Genomic DNA, 16,080 nt, shown 5'->3' on the forward strand with positions numbered 1-16,080 from the left:
CGCGATGAAAATGCCCTTCAACATGCCGCACGAGCTTTCGCTCGGCTGGCTCAAGACCGGTTTCGACTTCTGGCGCGTTGCGCCGGTGATCGATGGAGACTTCATGACGGCGCCCGCCGCCGGCGACGATAGCGATGTCGCTCCGTCCGGCAAGCGCTGTGTCGCGATGCAGGCGAGCGCCGCCTGCCTGCAACAACACACGGAACTGTGGAGCGACGTGTTCGCTGGCGTGGTCTGCGCCCGCGCGCGGCTGAAGTCGGTCGCCGAACCCGCGGCCGGCGACCGGCGCTTCCAGGCCGACGACTGGTCCAGCAACGGCTGGTACAGCCTGCTGAAACAGAGCTATCTGATCAATTCGCGGATGCTCGGTGAAATGGTCGAGGCGACGGTTCTCGAGGACAAGGACAAGCAGAAGCTGCGCTTTTTCACGCAGCAGTTGATCGACTGCGCGAGCCCGGCGAACTTCGCCGCGACCAATCCCGAGGCGCTGCGCGACGCGGTCGAATCGGGCGGCACGAGTCTGCTCGCGGGCGTCACGCATCTGCTCGAAGACATCAAGAGCGGCTCCATTTCGATCACCGATCGGAGCGCGTTCGAAGTCGGACAGAGCGTTGCCGCGTCCAGCGGCTCGGTGGTCTACGAGAACGAACTGTTCCAGCTGATCCAGTACGCGCCGCTGACGCCGAAGGTCGCCGAACGCCCGCTCGTGATCGTGCCGCCGTGCATCAACAAGTTCTACATTCTCGATCTGCAGCCGGAAAACTCGTTCGTGCGTTTCGCGGTCGAGCAGGGGCTGACGGTGTTCGTCGTGTCCTGGCGCAATCCGGAGCAGGACAGCGCGCACGTCACGTGGGACGCGTATCTGGAAGAGGGCGTGATCGAGGCGCTCGGCGTCGCGCGAGAAATCGGCAACGCGGACAAGATCAATGTGCTCGGCTGGTGTGTCGGCGGCACGATGCTCGCATCGGCACTGGCGATCCTGCGTGCGCGTGGCGACGATTCGGTCGCGAGCGCGACGCTGTTGACCGCGTTGCTCGACTTCAGCGAACCGGGCGATCTCGGTGTGTTTATCGACGAAGTGGGCGTCGCGTTGCGCGAACAGACGATCGGGCGCGGCGGGCTGCTGCCGGGCCGCGAACTCGGCTTCGCGTTCCAGACGCTGCGCGCGAACGATCTGATCTGGCCGTATGTAGTGAACAACTACCTGAAAGGCAAATCCGCGGCCGCGTTCGATCTGTTGTACTGGAACGCGGACACGACCAATCTGCCGGGCCCGATGTACAGCTTCTATCTGCGCAACATGTATCTGGAGAACAATCTGTGCGTGCCGAACAGATTGACGCTGTGCGATACGCCGGTCGATCTCGGCAACGTCGATATGCCGACCTATCTGCTGGCGGCCGAGGAAGATCACATCGTGCCGTGGCAATCCGCGTATCGCTCGACGCAACTGCTCGGCGGTGAAAACGAATTCGTGCTCGGCGCGAGCGGCCATATCGCGGGGGTGATCAATCCGGCGTCGAAAAACAAGCGCAGCTACTGGACCAACGTGTCGTGCGACGGTAGTGCCGACGAGTGGCGCGCCGGTGCGGTGCAGCAACCGGGCAGCTGGTGGAATCACTGGATCGAGTGGGTCGGCCGGCATTCCGGCGACCAGAGAAAGGCGCGCACGACGCTCGGCAACAAGCAGTACAAGCCAATCGAGAGCGCGCCGGGCCGGTATGTGAAAGTGCGCGCCGCGTAACGAGCCGGCGCTAATGCGGGTGGTTTAAACAGGGGTGATGTTCATTCGGACATCACCCCTTGTTGTTTTATGGGCCTTCAGTCGCGCAGCCAGCAATTCTTGCTGTGGCCGTTCACTGCGGATGATTCGCGCGCCAGTCCCGCGGCGTCATGCTGAAGCGCGACACGAACCAGTTCGTGAACGAGCCCTGCTGCGCATAACCGAGCAGCGCCGACACGCGTCCGATCGGATAGGTCGGATTGCTCATATAGCGGACCGCGAGTTCGCGCCGCACCTGCTCGACCTGATCGGAAAAGCTGGTGCCGGCCGCGCTCAACTGGCGCTGCATCGTGCGCACGCTCACACACAGATGACGCGCGACCAGTTCGACGGTTGCCTGCTCCAGCGGCAGCAGCAGATAGATCGCCTTGCGCACTTCGAGCGCGGCGGACTCGGTATCGCTGACGTTCAGCGGCGTTGCGAGGCTCTCCGCGTAGCGCACCAGTTCGAGGTCGGCAAGCGGATTCGGATAGTCGAGATCGGAGCTCGTGCAGACGAAGCCGTTGAAGTCGCTGCCGAATACCAGCGGACAGCCGAAAAAGCGCCGATGGAAAGTCTGATCCGCGGGCGCCGCGTGCGTGAAGTGCAACTCGCGCGGTTTCCAGTAGTTGTCGAGCAGCGAGTGCGAGTGGCGCCCGAGTACGCCCAGTGCGAGTTCCATTGCCTGCCTGGTCGGCGTGCCCGGCGGCACGACGATTTCCTCGCGGATCGTTACGGTCTGGTCGGTGTCCTCGACGTAGATCGCCAGTGCTTCATTCAATAGATGACGGTATTGCGCGGCGGCCAGCAGTACTTCGCGCAGCGTGCGCTTATGCGCGAGCAATACATTCATGATGCCGGTGCCGAAAGTCTGGCGCGTGTCCGCCATTTGCAATGCGAAGGTCGGGCACGCGGCCTTTTCGGCCGTCACTTCCAGCAGCCGGCAGCACGCGCCGGTCGGCACGCGGCCATTCGGATTCGCGAGCTCGCCCGCGTCGACGCCGCATTGCTTCGCGAGTTCGACCGGATTCAGTCCGAGCCGCCGCGTCACGTCGAAATAGCCGCTCATTGCTACCGACGTCAGCATCGTTTCCATCGCTGTGTCTCCGCACGTTTCATGTAAGTGACACCTTCAACCATTCAATGTAGGCCGCACAGAAATACTGGTGTTAACACGCAGTGGCATGAACGCATAAGAAGCTGGCGCGTGATCCTAAAAGTGTAGCGCGCGATTGCCGTATCGTGGGTACATCGGTCGACAAGTTCTAGCAAGCCAGACAAAGCGTGAGTTCAGAACTGTCGTTAGCCACTAATCTGAATGGAGGAGTAAATGCAATTTCTCGACGATTCCCTGCACCCGGAGAACCAGGACAAGGTTGTTATCACCACCGCGCCGTACGGTCCGGAATGGATGCCGGAAGATTTCCCGGAAGACATCCCGGTGACGATGGACGAACAGATCCAGAAAGCGGTCGATTGCTACAACGCGGGCGCGACGGTACTGCACCTGCATGTGCGTGAGCTGGACGGCAAAGGTTCGAAGCGGCTTTCCAAGTTCAACGAACTGATCGCCGGCGTGCGCGCCGCGGTGCCCGACATGATCATCCAGGTAGGCGGTTCGATTTCGTTCGCGCCGGAAGACGAAGGGCAAAGCGCGAAGTGGCTGTCCGACGACACCCGTCACATGCTGGCCGATCTCGAACCGAAGCCCGATCAGGTGACGGTCGCGATCAACACCACGCAGATGAACATCATGGAGTTGCTCTATCCGGAATACCTGAAAGGCACGTCGCTCGCGAACCCGGCGTTCATGTCCGCGTATAGCGAAATGACGGTGCCGGCGGGTCCGGCCTGGGTCGAAGAACATCTGCGCCGTTTGCAGAACGCCGGCATCCAGCCGCACTTTCAGCTGACCGGCATCCATGCGCTCGAAACGCTCGAGCGGCTGGTGCGCAAGGGTGTGTACAAAGGCCCGCTGAATCTGACGTGGATCGGCATCGGCGGCGGTTTCGACGGTCCGAATCCGTTCAACTTCTTCAACTTCGTGCATCGCGCGCCGGATGGCTGCACGCTTACCGCGGAGTCCTTACTGAAGAACGTGCTGCCGTTCAACATGATGGCGATGTCGATGGGCCTGCATCCGCGCTGCGGGATCGAGGACACGATCATCGATCAACGCGGCCAGCGCTTCACGTCGGTGCAGCAGATCGAGCAGTGCGTGCGGGTGGCGCGTGAGTTGGGCCGCGAGATCGCCACCGGCAAGGAAGCGCGCGAGATTTACCGGATCGGCGTGCAGTACGACACGATCGACGAAACGCTGGTCGCCAATGGCATGGCGCCGAACCGCGAAGCCGGCGTGAGAAACCTGCCGCTGCGCGCGGCCTGATAGCAGAGCTGGAGGAGACAAACCATGCTTATGCAGCATGCAGGGCCCGCGACGGGAGAGGTAACGGCAACGCGCGGAGACGTGCGCGGGTATGCCTGGGTGGTATTTGCGCTGACGGTCGGACTGCTGCTGTCCGACTACATGTCGCGGCAGGTGCTCAATGCGGTATTTCCGCTGCTCAAGGACGCATGGCACCTGTCCGACGCGCAACTGGGTTCGCTCAGCAGCGTGGTCGCGTTGATGGTCGGGCTGCTGACGTTTCCGCTGTCGGTGCTGGCCGACCGCTGGGGCCGCGTGAAGAGCATCGTGCTGATGGCGGCGATGTGGAGTCTGGCGACGCTCGGCTGCGCGATCTCGACGAATTTCGGCGAGCTGCTGCTGGCGCGAGCGTTCGTCGGGATCGGCGAAGCGGCGTACGGCAGTGTCGGAATCGCAGTTGTACTGAGCATTTTCCCGGTACGGCTGCGCGCCACGCTGACCGGCACCTTCATGGCGGGCGGCGCGTTCGGTTCGGTGCTCGGCATGGCGCTCGGCGGCGCGGTGGCTGCCCATCTGGGCTGGCGCGCGGCGTTCGGCGCGATGGCGGTGATGGGGATCGTGCTGGTGATCATCTATCGCTTCGTCGTCACCGAAAAGCGGCTCGCACCGTTGCAACCGGCCGGTGCCGGCCGGCAGGCGGAGCGGCCCGGCGTGCGGATGAGTCTGCGCGCGCTGATGAAGGGACTGTTTTCGACCCGCTCGGTGATCTGCGCGTATGTCGGCAGCGGACTTCATCTGCTGGTGCCCGCCGCGGTGTGGGCGTGGCTGCCGAGTTTCCTGAACCGTTACTACGGGATGGCGACCGGCAAGGCGGCGATGTGCGCGGCGGTGTTCGTGCTGGTGACCGGGGTGGGCATGGTGGTGTGCGGCAACGTCGCCGACCGGCTCGCGAAGCATTCGCGGCAAAGGAAGTGGACGGCGGCAATCGTGTTCTGCCTCGCGTGCTTCGTGTTGCTCGCGATCGGCTTCCGGATGCCCGCGGGTCCGGCGCAACTGGTGGTGATTGGCCTCGGCATGTTCTTCTGCGCCGGCGCCAGCGGTCCGTCCGGCGCGATGGTCGCGAACCTGACGCCGCCTTCGATTCACGCGTCGGCCTTCGCCACGCTGACGCTCGCGAACAACCTGCTGGGCCTTGCGCCGGCGGCGGTGCTCACCGGGCTTCTCGCCGACCGGATCGGTTTGCTGGGCGCGCTGCAACTGGTGCCGTTCGCGCCCCTCATCGCGGCTGTCGCGTTCGTGATCGGCAAGCGCGGTTATGCGGGCGACGTGGACCGGCTGAACGCATTGCGCGACGAGGCCGCACGCTGAAGTGATACGCGCCGCGAGTGCGGCGCACCGAATGGAACGTGCTGTGCGCGAGACGCGCGGCGATTGATCAGAACACCTGAAGAATTGGAGAGTCAAGATGGCAAAGGCAGTTCGCTTTTATGAAACCGGTGGCCCCGAGGTCTTGCGGTACGAGGACGTCGAAGTGGGCGAGCCCGGCCCCGGCCAGGTGCGCCTGCGCCACGAGGCAGTCGGTCTGAATTTCGCCGACACGTATTTCCGCAGCGGCCTGTATCCGGTACCGCTGCCCGCCGGGATGGGCGTGGAAGCGGCCGGCGTGGTCGAGGCAGTCGGCGCGGGCGTCACGAACGTGTCGGTCGGCGACCGCGTGACCTACACCGGCTTCGTCAACACGCTCGGCGCGTACAGCACCGAACGGCTGATTCCGGCCGCGCCGCTGATCCGCCTGCCCTCCGCGATTTCCTGCGAAACGGCGGCCGGCATGACGATGCGCGGTTTGACCGCCGCGTACCTGATGCGCCGCATTCACGAGTTCCGGCCCGGCGACACGATTCTGTTGCACGCGGCGGCCGGCGGCGTCGGTCTGATCGTTTCGCAATGGGCGAAGCTGCTGGGCCTGACCGTGATCGGCACGGTCTCGACCGAAGCGAAGGGCGAGATCGCCCGTGCGCATGGTTGCGATCACGTCGTGTATTACGGCCGCGAAGACGTCGCCAAACGGGTGCGCGAATTGACCGGTGGCGTGGGCGTGAACGTGGTGTTCGACAGCGTCGGCAAGGATACCTTCGAAGCCTCGCTCGATTCGCTGAAGCGCCGCGGCCTGATGGTCTGCGTCGGCACCGCGTCCGGTCCGATTCCGCCGTTCAATCCGCAGCTTCTCGCGATGAAGGGCTCGCTGTATCTGACCCGCCCGGCGCTGGCCGACTATATCGCCGACCCGGCCGAGAAGAACGATCTCGCTGGCGAGATCTTCGGGTTGATCGCATCGAAGCGGATCAGCATCGAACTGAATCAGCGCTATGCGCTCGAGGACGCGGCGCAGGCGCATCGCGATCTGGAGTCGCGCAAGACGACCGGTTCGTCGGTCTTCGTGATCTAAGGAGCCGGCGATGCGAATCGAACAACTGACTTACTCGATCGGCGCGGAACTCACCGATGTGAAGCTCGCCGACGCGGTGCACGACGATGGCCTGTTCGCGGGTATCCGCGAGGCGCTGATGAAACACCGGGTGTTGTTCCTGCGCGATCAGGACATCACGCGCGAGCAGCACGTGGCGTTCGCGCGCCGCTTCGGCGAACTGGAAGACCATCCGGTCGCGGGCAGCGATCCGGAGCATCCGGGTCTCGTGCGGATCTACAAGACGCCGGAGCAGCCGAACGACCGCTATGAAAACGCGTGGCACGCGGATGCGACCTGGCGCGAGGCGCCGCAGTTCGGCGCGGTGCTGCGCTGCGTCGAGTGTCCGCCGGTCGGCGGCGACACGATGTGGGCGAACATGGTCCTCGCGTACGAGAACCTGCCGGAGCACGTGAAGACGCAGATCGCGGACTTGCGCGGCCGCCACAGCATCGAAGCGAGCTTCGGCGCGGTGATGCCGATCGAAAAGCGTCTGGCGCTGAAGGCGCAGTTTCCGGATGCCGAGCATCCGGTCGTGCGCACCCATCCGGAGACCGGCGAGAAGGTGCTGTTCGTGAATGCGTTCACCACGCATTTCACCAACTACCACACGCCGGCACGAGTGCGCTTCGGGCAGGACGCGAATCCGGGCGCGGGCGAATTGCTGCGCTATCTGATCAGTCAGGCGTACATCCCCGAGTACCAGGTGCGCTGGCGCTGGAAGAAAAACAGCATCGCGATCTGGGACAACCGCAGCACGCAGCACTACGCGGTGATGGACTACCCGCCGTGCCATCGCAAGATGGAGCGGGCCGGCATTATCGGTGATAAGCCCTACTGAGCGAATTGGCCATGAGTTTCGAAACGACACCGACCATTCTGATGGTCCCCGGGCTGCGCGACCACGTCGCGGAGCATTGGCAAACGCTGCTGGAGCAGCGACTGCCGAAAGCGGCCTCGGTGCAGCCGCTCGAGCACGACAAGCTCAGTTGCGAAGCACGCGTGGCGGCACTCGATGCCGCGCTCGCAAAGATCGACGGCCCGGTGATCCTGGTCGCGCACAGCGCGGGCGTGATGACCACCGTGCATTGGGCGGCGCGCCATCAAGGGCGTCATCTGGGCCGGATCGAAGGCGCGCTGCTGGCGGCGCCGGCGGACCTCGAAACGCCGCTGCCGGCCGGTTATCCGACTCACGAGCAACTCGCGCAGAACGGCTGGTTGCCGGTGCCGCGTCAGCCGCTGCCGTTCCCGAGCATCGTCGCGGCGAGCCGCAACGATCCGCTCGCGCGCTTCGAACGGGTGCAGGCGATGGCGAACGACTGGGGCAGCAACTTCGTCGATCTCGGCGACGTTGGGCACCTGAACCCGGCCGCCGGTTTCGGCGAATGGCCGATGGCCGAAACGCTGATTTGCCGCCTGTACTGGTCGCGCCGGCCCGCGGCGAATCAGCAACACGGAGGCTGCGATGTCGCGTCGGCAGGTGGTGGGTGTCGCGGGTGAGATAGCGGTCGGCGAGCGCAAGCTGGCCTTCGTCGACGGTCGCAGCATCGTGCTGTTCAACCTCGACGGCACGATTTACGCGCTCGATAACGCGTGTCCGCATAACGGCGCCGCGTTGGCGGGCGGACAACTGGAAGGTTGCCTGCTGCGCTGCCCGGCGCACGGCCTGCGCTTCGATGTGCGCAGCGGCGCGATGGCGGGAGCAGGTGGATTGAAAGTGACGACCTTTCCGGTCGCCATAGTGGATTCGAAGCTGGTCGTGAGTCTCGACCAGCCGGACGCGCCGCTTTCGCAGGCGCGTCCGTGTGGCGCGGCGACGTGAGCCGCGGGGCGGACTCTACAGCAATCAGGAGATTTGGAAATGCAAGGTTTGATGATGCAGCAGCCTCTGGTAGTCGCTTCGCTGCTCACCCACGCGGAACGCCATCACGGCGAACAGTTGATCGTGTCGCGCCGCGTTGAAGGCGACGTGCACCGTTATACGTACCGGCAACTCGCGAAACGCGCGCGCCGCATGGCCAATGCGTTGGCGACCCTCGGCGTGCAGCCGGGCGAGCGCGTCGGCACGCTGGCATGGAACGGCTATCGCCACATGGAGTTGTATTTCGCGGTGTCGGGCTCCGGCTCGGTGCTGCATACGCTGAACCCGCGGCTGCACGTCGATCAGCTGGCGTACATCATCGAGCACGCGCAGGATCGCGTGGTGTTCTTCGATATGACGTTTCTGCCGCTGATCGAAAGCGTCGCGCCGCTGGTGAGGAGCCCGAAGGTATTCGTCGCGATGACCGATCGCGCGAACATGCCGCAGGAGTCGAGTCTGGCCGATCGTCTGCTGTGCTACGAAGACCTGATCAATCTGCACGACGACGCGTTCGAATGGCCGCAAGTCGACGAGAACAGCGCTTCTTCGCTGTGCTACACGTCGGGCACCACCGGCAATCCGAAGGGCGTGCTGTATAGCCACCGTTCGACGGTGCTGCATACCTACGCGGCGGCGCTGCCCGATGCGATGAACTGTTCCGCGCGCGACGCGATCCTGCCGGTCGTGCCGATGTTCCATGTGAACGCATGGGGCCTGCCGTATATCGCCTGCATGGTCGGCGCGAAGCTGGTGTTTCCGGGTCCCGCGCTCGACGGCAAGTCGCTGTACGAACTGATCGAGGAAGAGCAGGTGACGATGTCGGCCGGCGTGCCGACCGTCTGGCAAGGGCTGCTCGCGCACGTCGATGCGCTCGGCGCGACGTTCTCGTCGATGCGGCGAACGGTGATCGGCGGCGCGGCCTGTTCGACCGCGATGACCGAAGCGTTCCAGAACTGTCATCGGGTCGAAGTGCTGCACGCATGGGGGATGACCGAGCTGAGCCCGATCGGCACGATCTGCAGCTTCAAGGGATATCAGCAGTCGTTGCCGATGCCGCAGCAACTGGAGGTGCAGGCGAAGCAGGGCCGCTCGCTGTATGGGATCGATATGAAAGTGGTCGGCCCGCAAGGCGAAGAATTGCCGTGGGACGGCAAGAGCGCCGGCGATCTGATGGTGCGCGGTCACTGGGTCACGCAGCAGTACTTCGCGAGCGACGACGCGTCGCCGCTGTGCGACGGCTGGTTCCCGACCGGCGACATCGCGACGATCGACGCGTACGGCTTCATGCAGATCACCGATCGCAGCAAGGACGTGATCAAGTCGGGCGGCGAATGGATCAGCTCGTCGGCGATCGAGAACGTCGCGTATCTGCATCCGGACGTCAGCACCGCGGTGTGCATTGCCGCGCGGCATCCGAAGTGGGACGAACGGCCGTTGCTGCTGGTGGTGAAAAAGCCGGACAGCACGCTCGCCAGCGACGAACTGCTCGCGTACTTCGACGGCCGGGTGGCGCGCTGGTGGACGCCCGATGCGGTGGTGTTCGTCGATTCGGTGCCGATCGGCGCAACCGGCAAGGTGCTGAAGAACCAGTTGCGGGACCGGTTCGGCAGCTACTACCTGACGGTTTGATACGCAGCGCGCAGTCATAAGCAGGATCTTTTATTCGTGCAACACGCCGGGCCCGGGTGCCCGGTGTTCAGAACAACCAACCATTTTTTGTAAGCGACCACCAGACAGCGCATTGCGCGAACTCGGGTTTGCATTGGAGACACAATGAAAATGAAGTCATGCTGCGTCATCGCGTTGGCGATGTTCGCGACGGCCGCGCAAGCGCAATCGTCCGTCACGCTTTACGGGGTGGTCGACACCGGATTTCTTTATCAGAGCACGTCGGCGGCGACGTTTCTGCCACACGCTCCGAATCTCGGCCACGTTTATCAGATGAAAGACGGCGGTATCTATTCGAGCTTCTGGGGTTTGAAGGGCAGCGAGGATATCGGCGGCGGCTACAAGATCAACTTCAAGCTGCAGGGCGCGTTCAACACGACCAACGGCAGGTTCGGTCTGTCCGACACGCCGGGCGTCACCGCGATCTTCAACCAGTTCGCGACCGTTGGCGTCTCCGGGCCGTTCGGTACGTTCGACGCGGGCCGGCAGATCGTGCCGATGATCTACGCGATGGCCGAGACCGACGTGCGCGGCGCGCAGTACTTCGGCAGTATTCTGACCGCGTGGCTCGGTATCAACCAGGCGGCCGGCTGGCCGGGCACCAGCACCAATGCGCCGATCGGCGCGCTGTATGACAGCAATGCGCTGGTCTATAACTCGCCGAAGTTCCATGGCGCGTCGCTCGCGCTGGAGTATGCGCCGGGCGGCACGGCCGGCCACTTCCAGGGCGGCACGCGCGAGTCGGCGGTGCTCAAGTATTCGAATTACGGGCTGAATCTGGCGGCGGTCTACTACAACGGCCACGATACCAATCCGTACCCGCTGACATACCCGGCGGCGCCCGCAATACCGGCGACAGGCGTGAACAACAACCGCCTCGTCTATTTCGGCGCGATGTACACGATTGCCGGCTTTTCGATCTCGGCGTCGTACGGGCAGGGCAAGAATCCGGCGCAAAGCAGCAACGCCGATTTCGAAATGATCTCGGGCGGCCTCGGCTACCAGTTCAATCCGCGTTTCAAGGTCACGTCCGGGTACTACTACCTGAAAGACCGCAATCACTCGGCGAACCATTCGAGTGAAGTCGCGGTGGGCGCGGAGTACAACCTGTCGCAACGAACCAAAGCGTATGCGCAGGTCGGCTATGTCGACAACAACGGAACCATGAACCAGACCATCGTGTATGGCGCGCCGGTCGCGCCCGGCACGTCCACTACCGCCGCGATGGTCGGCATCCGTCATAGCTTCTGATTACGTTAATAAGTTCAAAGGGATATTCGATGAAAAAGATTCAGTTATACGTAGTAGTGGCGATTGCCACCTTGATCGCCGCCGTGTCTTTCGACACACGTGCGCAAAGCGGCCAGAGCTCTAGCGCGGGTTCCAGCAACGGGGCCGGCGCGAGCGCGCCGGTCAGCGGCAGGAAAGCCGACCGCGCGCTGCGGCGCGAGGTCTATGCGGCAATCGGCAAGCACAAGGAGATCGACGCTGGAAATATCAGCGTCCGCGCGAAAGGCGGTGCGGTGACGCTCACGGGCACGGTCACCGATACCGCTCAGATCAGTAGCGTGGCCGAAATTGCGAAGGGCGTTCCGGGCGTCACTTCGGTCACGAACAAGCTGACCGTGAGCAAGCCGCTGGGCGGCATGTAACAGGCCGCGGGCGGATGCAGCAGTGTTGCATGCGCCCGCAACGCGGCGGCATCAAGCGGGATTCCCATCGACCGGTTATTACGGCATCCTATGGGTCCACCGTCTACGAGGCCGCCGCTCCGATGAATGCATCCGAACGTATCGACGAACTGATAGCGGGAATCACCGACTGGCGCGGCGCGACCTTCGCGCGGATCCGCAAGTGCGTACTCGCGGCGGATCCGCAAATCATCGAAGAATGGAAGTGGATGGGCAGCCCGGTCTGGTCGCGCGACGGCATGATCGCGGTCGCCAACGCGCATAAGGGCAAGGTGAAGCTGACCTTTGCGCACGGCGCGGGGCTGGCCGATCCCGATGGCCTTTTTAACGCCGGCCTCGAAGGTAACGCGCGGCGCGCGATCGATTTTTTCGAGGACGACAAGGTCGACGAGCGCGCGCTAAAGGCACTAGTGCGCGCGGCGATCGACTATAACCAGAAGCATCTGAAGAAGAACGCGCGAGCCGCGCAACCGAAAGCTGAAAGTAAGAAAGCAGCCGGCGCGGCAAAGAGCGACGCATGAGGCGAGCGGGAAGCGAGCCTCAAACATGATCCGCATCGGGGGCGTTTCCAGGCCCCGCACACCCCGCAGTACCTCCCACCACGGCCCGCGCCCCGCGCCACAGGCCACTCCCGCAGCTTGATACCAGAACTGGTATCGATATCACCAAAAATATGATTGGAAAGATATCGACCCGCTTCGTACACTTCACCATCCCTCGAATCTGAGCGACTGCCTTGCGTCGTAGCGCCGCTCGCGCCGCTTCGGACTAACTGGCCGGTGATGGTGTCCCGGCACATGCATCAAGGACATAGCATGTCGGAAAAAAAGCGGAAATTGCGCTCGACCGAATGGTTCGGCACAGCTGACAAGAACGGCTTCATGTATCGAAGCTGGATGAAGAATCAGGGCATTCCCGATCACGAATTCGACGGGCGCCCCGTGATCGGCATCTGCAACACGTGGTCCGAGTTGACGCCGTGCAACGCGCACTTTCGCAAGCTCGCCGAGCACGTAAAGCGCGGCATTTACGAGGCGGGCGGTTTTCCGGTCGAGTTTCCGGTGTTCTCGAATGGCGAGTCGAACCTGCGGCCGACCGCAATGCTCACGCGCAATCTCGCGGCGATGGACGTCGAGGAAGCGATCCGCGGCAATCCGATCGACGCGGTCGTGCTGCTGACCGGTTGCGACAAGACCACGCCGGCGCTGCTGATGGGCGCGGCGAGTTGCGACGTGCCGGCAATCGTCGTGACCGGCGGGCCGATGCTGAACGGCAAGCTCGACGGCAAGAACATCGGCTCCGGCACCGCGGTGTGGCAACTGCACGAATCGCTGAAGGCCGGCGAGATCGATCTGCATCAGTTCCTGTCGGCCGAAGCCGGCATGTCGCGCTCGGCGGGCACCTGCAACACGATGGGCACCGCGTCGACGATGGCCTGCATGGCCGAAGCGCTCGGCACCTCGCTGCCGCACAACGCGGCGATTCCGGCGGTGGACTCGCGCCGTTACGTGCTCGCGCATATGTCAGGGATCCGAATCGTCCAGATGGCGCACGAGGATCTGAAGCTGTCGAAGATTCTGACGCGCGAAGCGTTCATGAACGCGATCCGCGCGAATGCCGCGATCGGCGGCTCGACCAATGCGGTGATCCATCTGAAGGCGATCGCCGGACGCATCGGCGTCGATCTGGAACTCGACGACTGGGTGCGCATCGGCCGCGATACGCCGACGATCGTCGACCTGATGCCGTCGGGCCGCTTCCTGATGGAGGAGTTCTATTACGCGGGTGGTCTGCCGGCGGTGCTGCGCCGGCTCGGCGAAGCGAACCTGCTGCCGCATCCGGACGCGCTGACGGTCAACGGCAAGTCGCTGTGGGACAACGTGAAGGATGCGCCGAACACCAACGACGAAGTGATCCGTCCGCTCGACAAACCGCTGGTCGCCGATGGCGGCATTCGCGTGCTGCGCGGCAATCTCGCGCCGCGCGGCGCGGTGCTGAAACCGTCGGCGGCAACGCCCGAACTACTCAAGCATCGCGGTCGCGCGGTGGTGTTCGAGAACTTCGAGCACTACAAGTCGCGTATCAACGACGAAACGCTCGACGTCGATGCGAACTCGGTGCTCGTGATGAAGAACTGCGGGCCGAAGGGTTATCCGGGAATGGCCGAGGTCGGCAATATGGGCCTGCCGCCGAAAGTGCTGCGCGAGGGCGTGAAGGACATGGTGCGGATTTCGGATGCGCGGATGAGCGGTACCGCGTACGGCACGGTGGTGCTGCACGTGACGCCGGAAGCGGCAGACGGCGGCCCGCTCGCGGCGGTGCAGGACGGCGACTGGATCGAACTCGATTGCGACGCCGGCACGCTGCATCTCGACATCAGCGACGAGGAACTGGCTCGCCGTCTCGAACGGCACGAGCCGCCGGCGCCGCCGGAGGGCGGCGGTTATCGGCGCCTGTATATCGATCACGTATTGCAGGCCGACGAAGGTTGCGACCTCGATTTTCTGGTCGGCTGCCGGGGCTCCGAGGTGCCGCGCCATTCGCATTGAGATGCGTTGACGGTTCTTCTCATCTTTTCTGACCGGCGCTTTTCGAGCGCCGCTTCTATTTGCTCAAGTCGCGTGACGCCGTTGCCGTAAACCGGCATTGCGGGGTCACGTGTTTGCCGCTCGCACGCTAAGCGTCGCTGCGCGGCAGTCGCCGTCGAACTCGAACAATAACGATACGAGAGAGAAGAGGCCCGACATGAGAGCGAGCGACGAGCTATTGCGGGCGATCTATCAGCGCGGGGACCGGCTGATGATCGGCGTGGTGTGGATGCTGTTCGGCGTGTCGTGTGCGCTCGCCAGCCGCTATTACACGTGGCCGGCGGTGCGCATGATCGGCCTGCCGGTCGCGCTGATTGCTTCGGTGCTGGTGTGGCGCTGGTCCGGCGCACTCGTCACGCGGCTGTTTCTCGCCGCGAGCCTGATGACGTTTGCCGCGCTGCAGATTCATCAGGTGCATGGCGTGACCGAGCTGCACTTCGGGGTGTTCGTGCTGATGTCGTTTCTGCTCGCGTATCGCGACTGGCGACCGATCGCGTGCGCGGCCGTGGTGATCGCGCTGCACCATCTGAGCTTCAACTATCTGCAGATCGCCGGACTCGGCGTTTATTGCTTCACCGAACCGTCGCTCGTCACGGTGCTCGCGCACGCGATTTACGTCGTGGTGCAGGCGGCGCTGCTGATTTACATCGCGCTCCACATGCGGGCCGATGCGCGGACCGGCGGCGAACTGACGCTACTCGGCGAAGGGCTCGCGCGCGAGGCCGGCAAGTTCGATCTGCGCCATACGCAGATGCCGTTGCAGGGCGCGAGCAGCCGCGCGTTCAAGGGCACGCTCGATGCGATTCATCACGCGCTGCGCGAAATCACGCGGACTACCGCGCAAATGGCGGCGTCGTCCGAGCACATTGCCAGCGGCAATCAGATGCTGCTCGAACAGATCTCCGCGCAAGCCGACGAACTGAAAGCGACCGATGCGGCGATGGCCGATATCGCGCGCAATATCCGTGAGAGCGCGGCACAGGCGGCGTCAGCGAATGCGTTGTCGCGGCAAACCTCGGTGGTGGTGCGGGAAAGCGGCGCGGCGGTCGGCGAGCTGGTCGGCACGATGAGCGAGATCGACACCGCGGTGCAGCGGATGGGCGACATGATCGCGACGATCGAGGGGATTGCGTTTCAGACGAACATTCTTGCGCTGAATGCGGCGGTTGAAGCGGCACGCGCTGGTAATGAAGGACGTGGCTTTGCTGTGGTGGCGGGGGAGGTGCGCACGCTCGCTCAGCGCAGCGCGAATGCCGCGCGCGAGATACGCCAGCTGATTGCGGATTCGCTGCAACGTGTCGAACGCGGGTCGGTGCTCGCGACGCGTGCGGGTGACACGATGCAACGGGTCGTTGGGCATGTTGAAGAGGTGGTGGGGTTGATCGAACAGATCAGCGCGGTTAGTGATGCGCAGAGTCGTGATGTTGATCGGTTTAGTGAAGGGGTGGAGCGGATCGATGCGGCGCTGGCTGGGAATGTGGGGAATGTGAAGGGGGTGGCGTCGGCGTCGGGGGATTTGCGGGAGCAGGCGAGGACTTTGGTGGGGGCTATGGCGGTGTTTGTTGTTGAGGGGGAGGGGGGCGGTAAGGGGTGAGGTGTTGGCGGAATTGGTGCGAGGGCAATGCGATACGTGGACTAGCGTCGGGATTATCTGACTGCCTTGATGTGCATAAGCTGGAGA

14 protein-coding genes are annotated in these 16,080 nt (G+C 63.7%); 13 read left to right on the forward strand and 1 reads right to left on the reverse strand.

What is annotated here, in order from left to right:
- The first annotated feature begins 4 nt into the window (after positions 1-4).
- A complete protein-coding gene (locus BTH42_RS24220) occupies positions 5-1,744 on the forward strand; it encodes an alpha/beta hydrolase (protein WP_075303703.1) in 1,740 nt (579 codons plus the stop codon).
- 112 nt (positions 1,745-1,856) lie between these two features.
- Here BTH42_RS24220 and BTH42_RS24225 read toward each other — a convergent pair whose 3' ends face one another.
- Positions 1,857-2,858: an AraC family transcriptional regulator gene (locus BTH42_RS24225; protein ID WP_075303704.1), complete on the reverse strand. Its 1,002-nt coding sequence runs from the start codon at positions 2,856-2,858 to the stop codon at positions 1,857-1,859.
- A gap of 234 nt (positions 2,859-3,092) precedes the next feature.
- Between BTH42_RS24225 and BTH42_RS24230 the strand changes: the two genes are divergently transcribed.
- The 12 genes from BTH42_RS24230 (at position 3,093) to BTH42_RS36480 (ending at position 15,993) form a co-directional block, all read left to right on the forward strand.
- The gene (locus tag BTH42_RS24230) at positions 3,093-4,148 is read left to right on the forward strand and encodes a 3-keto-5-aminohexanoate cleavage protein (RefSeq protein WP_075303705.1); all 1,056 of its coding nucleotides are present in this window, start codon (positions 3,093-3,095) and stop codon (positions 4,146-4,148) included.
- Between the two features lie 24 nt (positions 4,149-4,172).
- Entirely contained in the window at positions 4,173-5,495 is a 1,323-nt protein-coding gene (locus tag BTH42_RS24235) for an MFS transporter (RefSeq protein ID WP_075303706.1), read from the forward strand.
- Between the two features lie 97 nt (positions 5,496-5,592).
- The gene (locus tag BTH42_RS24240) at positions 5,593-6,573 is read left to right on the forward strand and encodes a quinone oxidoreductase (protein WP_075303707.1); all 981 of its coding nucleotides are present in this window, start codon (positions 5,593-5,595) and stop codon (positions 6,571-6,573) included.
- A gap of 10 nt (positions 6,574-6,583) precedes the next feature.
- Positions 6,584-7,432 (forward strand): TauD/TfdA family dioxygenase, encoded by an 849-nt coding sequence (locus tag BTH42_RS24245; protein ID WP_075303708.1) that lies wholly within the window; start codon positions 6,584-6,586, stop codon positions 7,430-7,432.
- A gap of 11 nt (positions 7,433-7,443) precedes the next feature.
- A complete protein-coding gene (locus BTH42_RS24250) occupies positions 7,444-8,091 on the forward strand; it encodes an alpha/beta hydrolase (protein ID WP_083654889.1) in 648 nt (215 codons plus the stop codon).
- On the forward strand, positions 8,057-8,413 hold the full coding sequence (locus BTH42_RS24255; RefSeq protein ID WP_075303709.1) for a Rieske 2Fe-2S domain-containing protein: 357 nt from the start codon (positions 8,057-8,059) through the stop codon (positions 8,411-8,413). The genes BTH42_RS24250 and BTH42_RS24255 overlap by 35 nt, the downstream gene beginning before the upstream one ends.
- Positions 8,414-8,452: 39 nt before the next feature.
- Positions 8,453-10,081 (forward strand): 3-(methylthio)propionyl-CoA ligase, encoded by a 1,629-nt coding sequence (locus BTH42_RS24260; protein WP_075303710.1) that lies wholly within the window; start codon positions 8,453-8,455, stop codon positions 10,079-10,081.
- A 144-nt stretch (positions 10,082-10,225) separates the two neighbouring features.
- On the forward strand, positions 10,226-11,371 hold the full coding sequence (locus BTH42_RS24265; RefSeq protein ID WP_075303711.1) for a porin: 1,146 nt from the start codon (positions 10,226-10,228) through the stop codon (positions 11,369-11,371).
- A 29-nt stretch (positions 11,372-11,400) separates the two neighbouring features.
- Complete coding sequence (locus tag BTH42_RS24270; protein WP_075303712.1) at positions 11,401-11,772, forward strand: BON domain-containing protein; 372 nt, start codon at positions 11,401-11,403, stop codon at positions 11,770-11,772.
- A 122-nt stretch (positions 11,773-11,894) separates the two neighbouring features.
- Positions 11,895-12,332: a DUF1801 domain-containing protein gene (locus tag BTH42_RS24275; RefSeq protein ID WP_075303713.1), complete on the forward strand. Its 438-nt coding sequence runs from the start codon at positions 11,895-11,897 to the stop codon at positions 12,330-12,332.
- A 294-nt stretch (positions 12,333-12,626) separates the two neighbouring features.
- The gene (locus BTH42_RS24280) at positions 12,627-14,360 is read left to right on the forward strand and encodes an IlvD/Edd family dehydratase (protein ID WP_075303714.1); all 1,734 of its coding nucleotides are present in this window, start codon (positions 12,627-12,629) and stop codon (positions 14,358-14,360) included.
- Between the two features lie 979 nt (positions 14,361-15,339).
- Positions 15,340-15,993: a methyl-accepting chemotaxis protein gene (locus BTH42_RS36480; protein ID WP_372237285.1), complete on the forward strand. Its 654-nt coding sequence runs from the start codon at positions 15,340-15,342 to the stop codon at positions 15,991-15,993.
- The last annotated feature ends 87 nt before the right edge of the window (positions 15,994-16,080 follow it).

Source organism: Burkholderia sp. SRS-W-2-2016 (assembly GCF_001931485.1).
Lineage (GTDB): Bacteria > Pseudomonadota > Gammaproteobacteria > Burkholderiales > Burkholderiaceae > Paraburkholderia.

Coding starts and splice junctions, on each gene's coding strand:
- BTH42_RS24230 (WP_075303705.1), top strand. CDS start 3,093: ATGCAATTTCTCGACGATTCCCTGCACCCGGAGAACCAGGACAAGGTT.
- BTH42_RS24225 (WP_075303704.1), bottom strand. CDS start 2,858: ATGGAAACGATGCTGACGTCGGTAGCAATGAGCGGCTATTTCGACGTG.
- BTH42_RS24245 (WP_075303708.1), top strand. CDS start 6,584: ATGCGAATCGAACAACTGACTTACTCGATCGGCGCGGAACTCACCGAT.
- BTH42_RS24265 (WP_075303711.1), top strand. CDS start 10,226: ATGAAAATGAAGTCATGCTGCGTCATCGCGTTGGCGATGTTCGCGACG.
- BTH42_RS24270 (WP_075303712.1), top strand. CDS start 11,401: ATGAAAAAGATTCAGTTATACGTAGTAGTGGCGATTGCCACCTTGATC.
- BTH42_RS24220 (WP_075303703.1), top strand. CDS start 5: ATGAAAATGCCCTTCAACATGCCGCACGAGCTTTCGCTCGGCTGGCTC.
- BTH42_RS24250 (WP_083654889.1), top strand. CDS start 7,444: ATGAGTTTCGAAACGACACCGACCATTCTGATGGTCCCCGGGCTGCGC.
- BTH42_RS24240 (WP_075303707.1), top strand. CDS start 5,593: ATGGCAAAGGCAGTTCGCTTTTATGAAACCGGTGGCCCCGAGGTCTTG.
- BTH42_RS36480 (WP_372237285.1), top strand. CDS start 15,340: ATGGCCGATATCGCGCGCAATATCCGTGAGAGCGCGGCACAGGCGGCG.
- BTH42_RS24255 (WP_075303709.1), top strand. CDS start 8,057: ATGTCGCGTCGGCAGGTGGTGGGTGTCGCGGGTGAGATAGCGGTCGGC.
- BTH42_RS24260 (WP_075303710.1), top strand. CDS start 8,453: ATGCAAGGTTTGATGATGCAGCAGCCTCTGGTAGTCGCTTCGCTGCTC.
- BTH42_RS24280 (WP_075303714.1), top strand. CDS start 12,627: ATGTCGGAAAAAAAGCGGAAATTGCGCTCGACCGAATGGTTCGGCACA.
- BTH42_RS24235 (WP_075303706.1), top strand. CDS start 4,173: ATGCTTATGCAGCATGCAGGGCCCGCGACGGGAGAGGTAACGGCAACG.
- BTH42_RS24275 (WP_075303713.1), top strand. CDS start 11,895: ATGAATGCATCCGAACGTATCGACGAACTGATAGCGGGAATCACCGAC.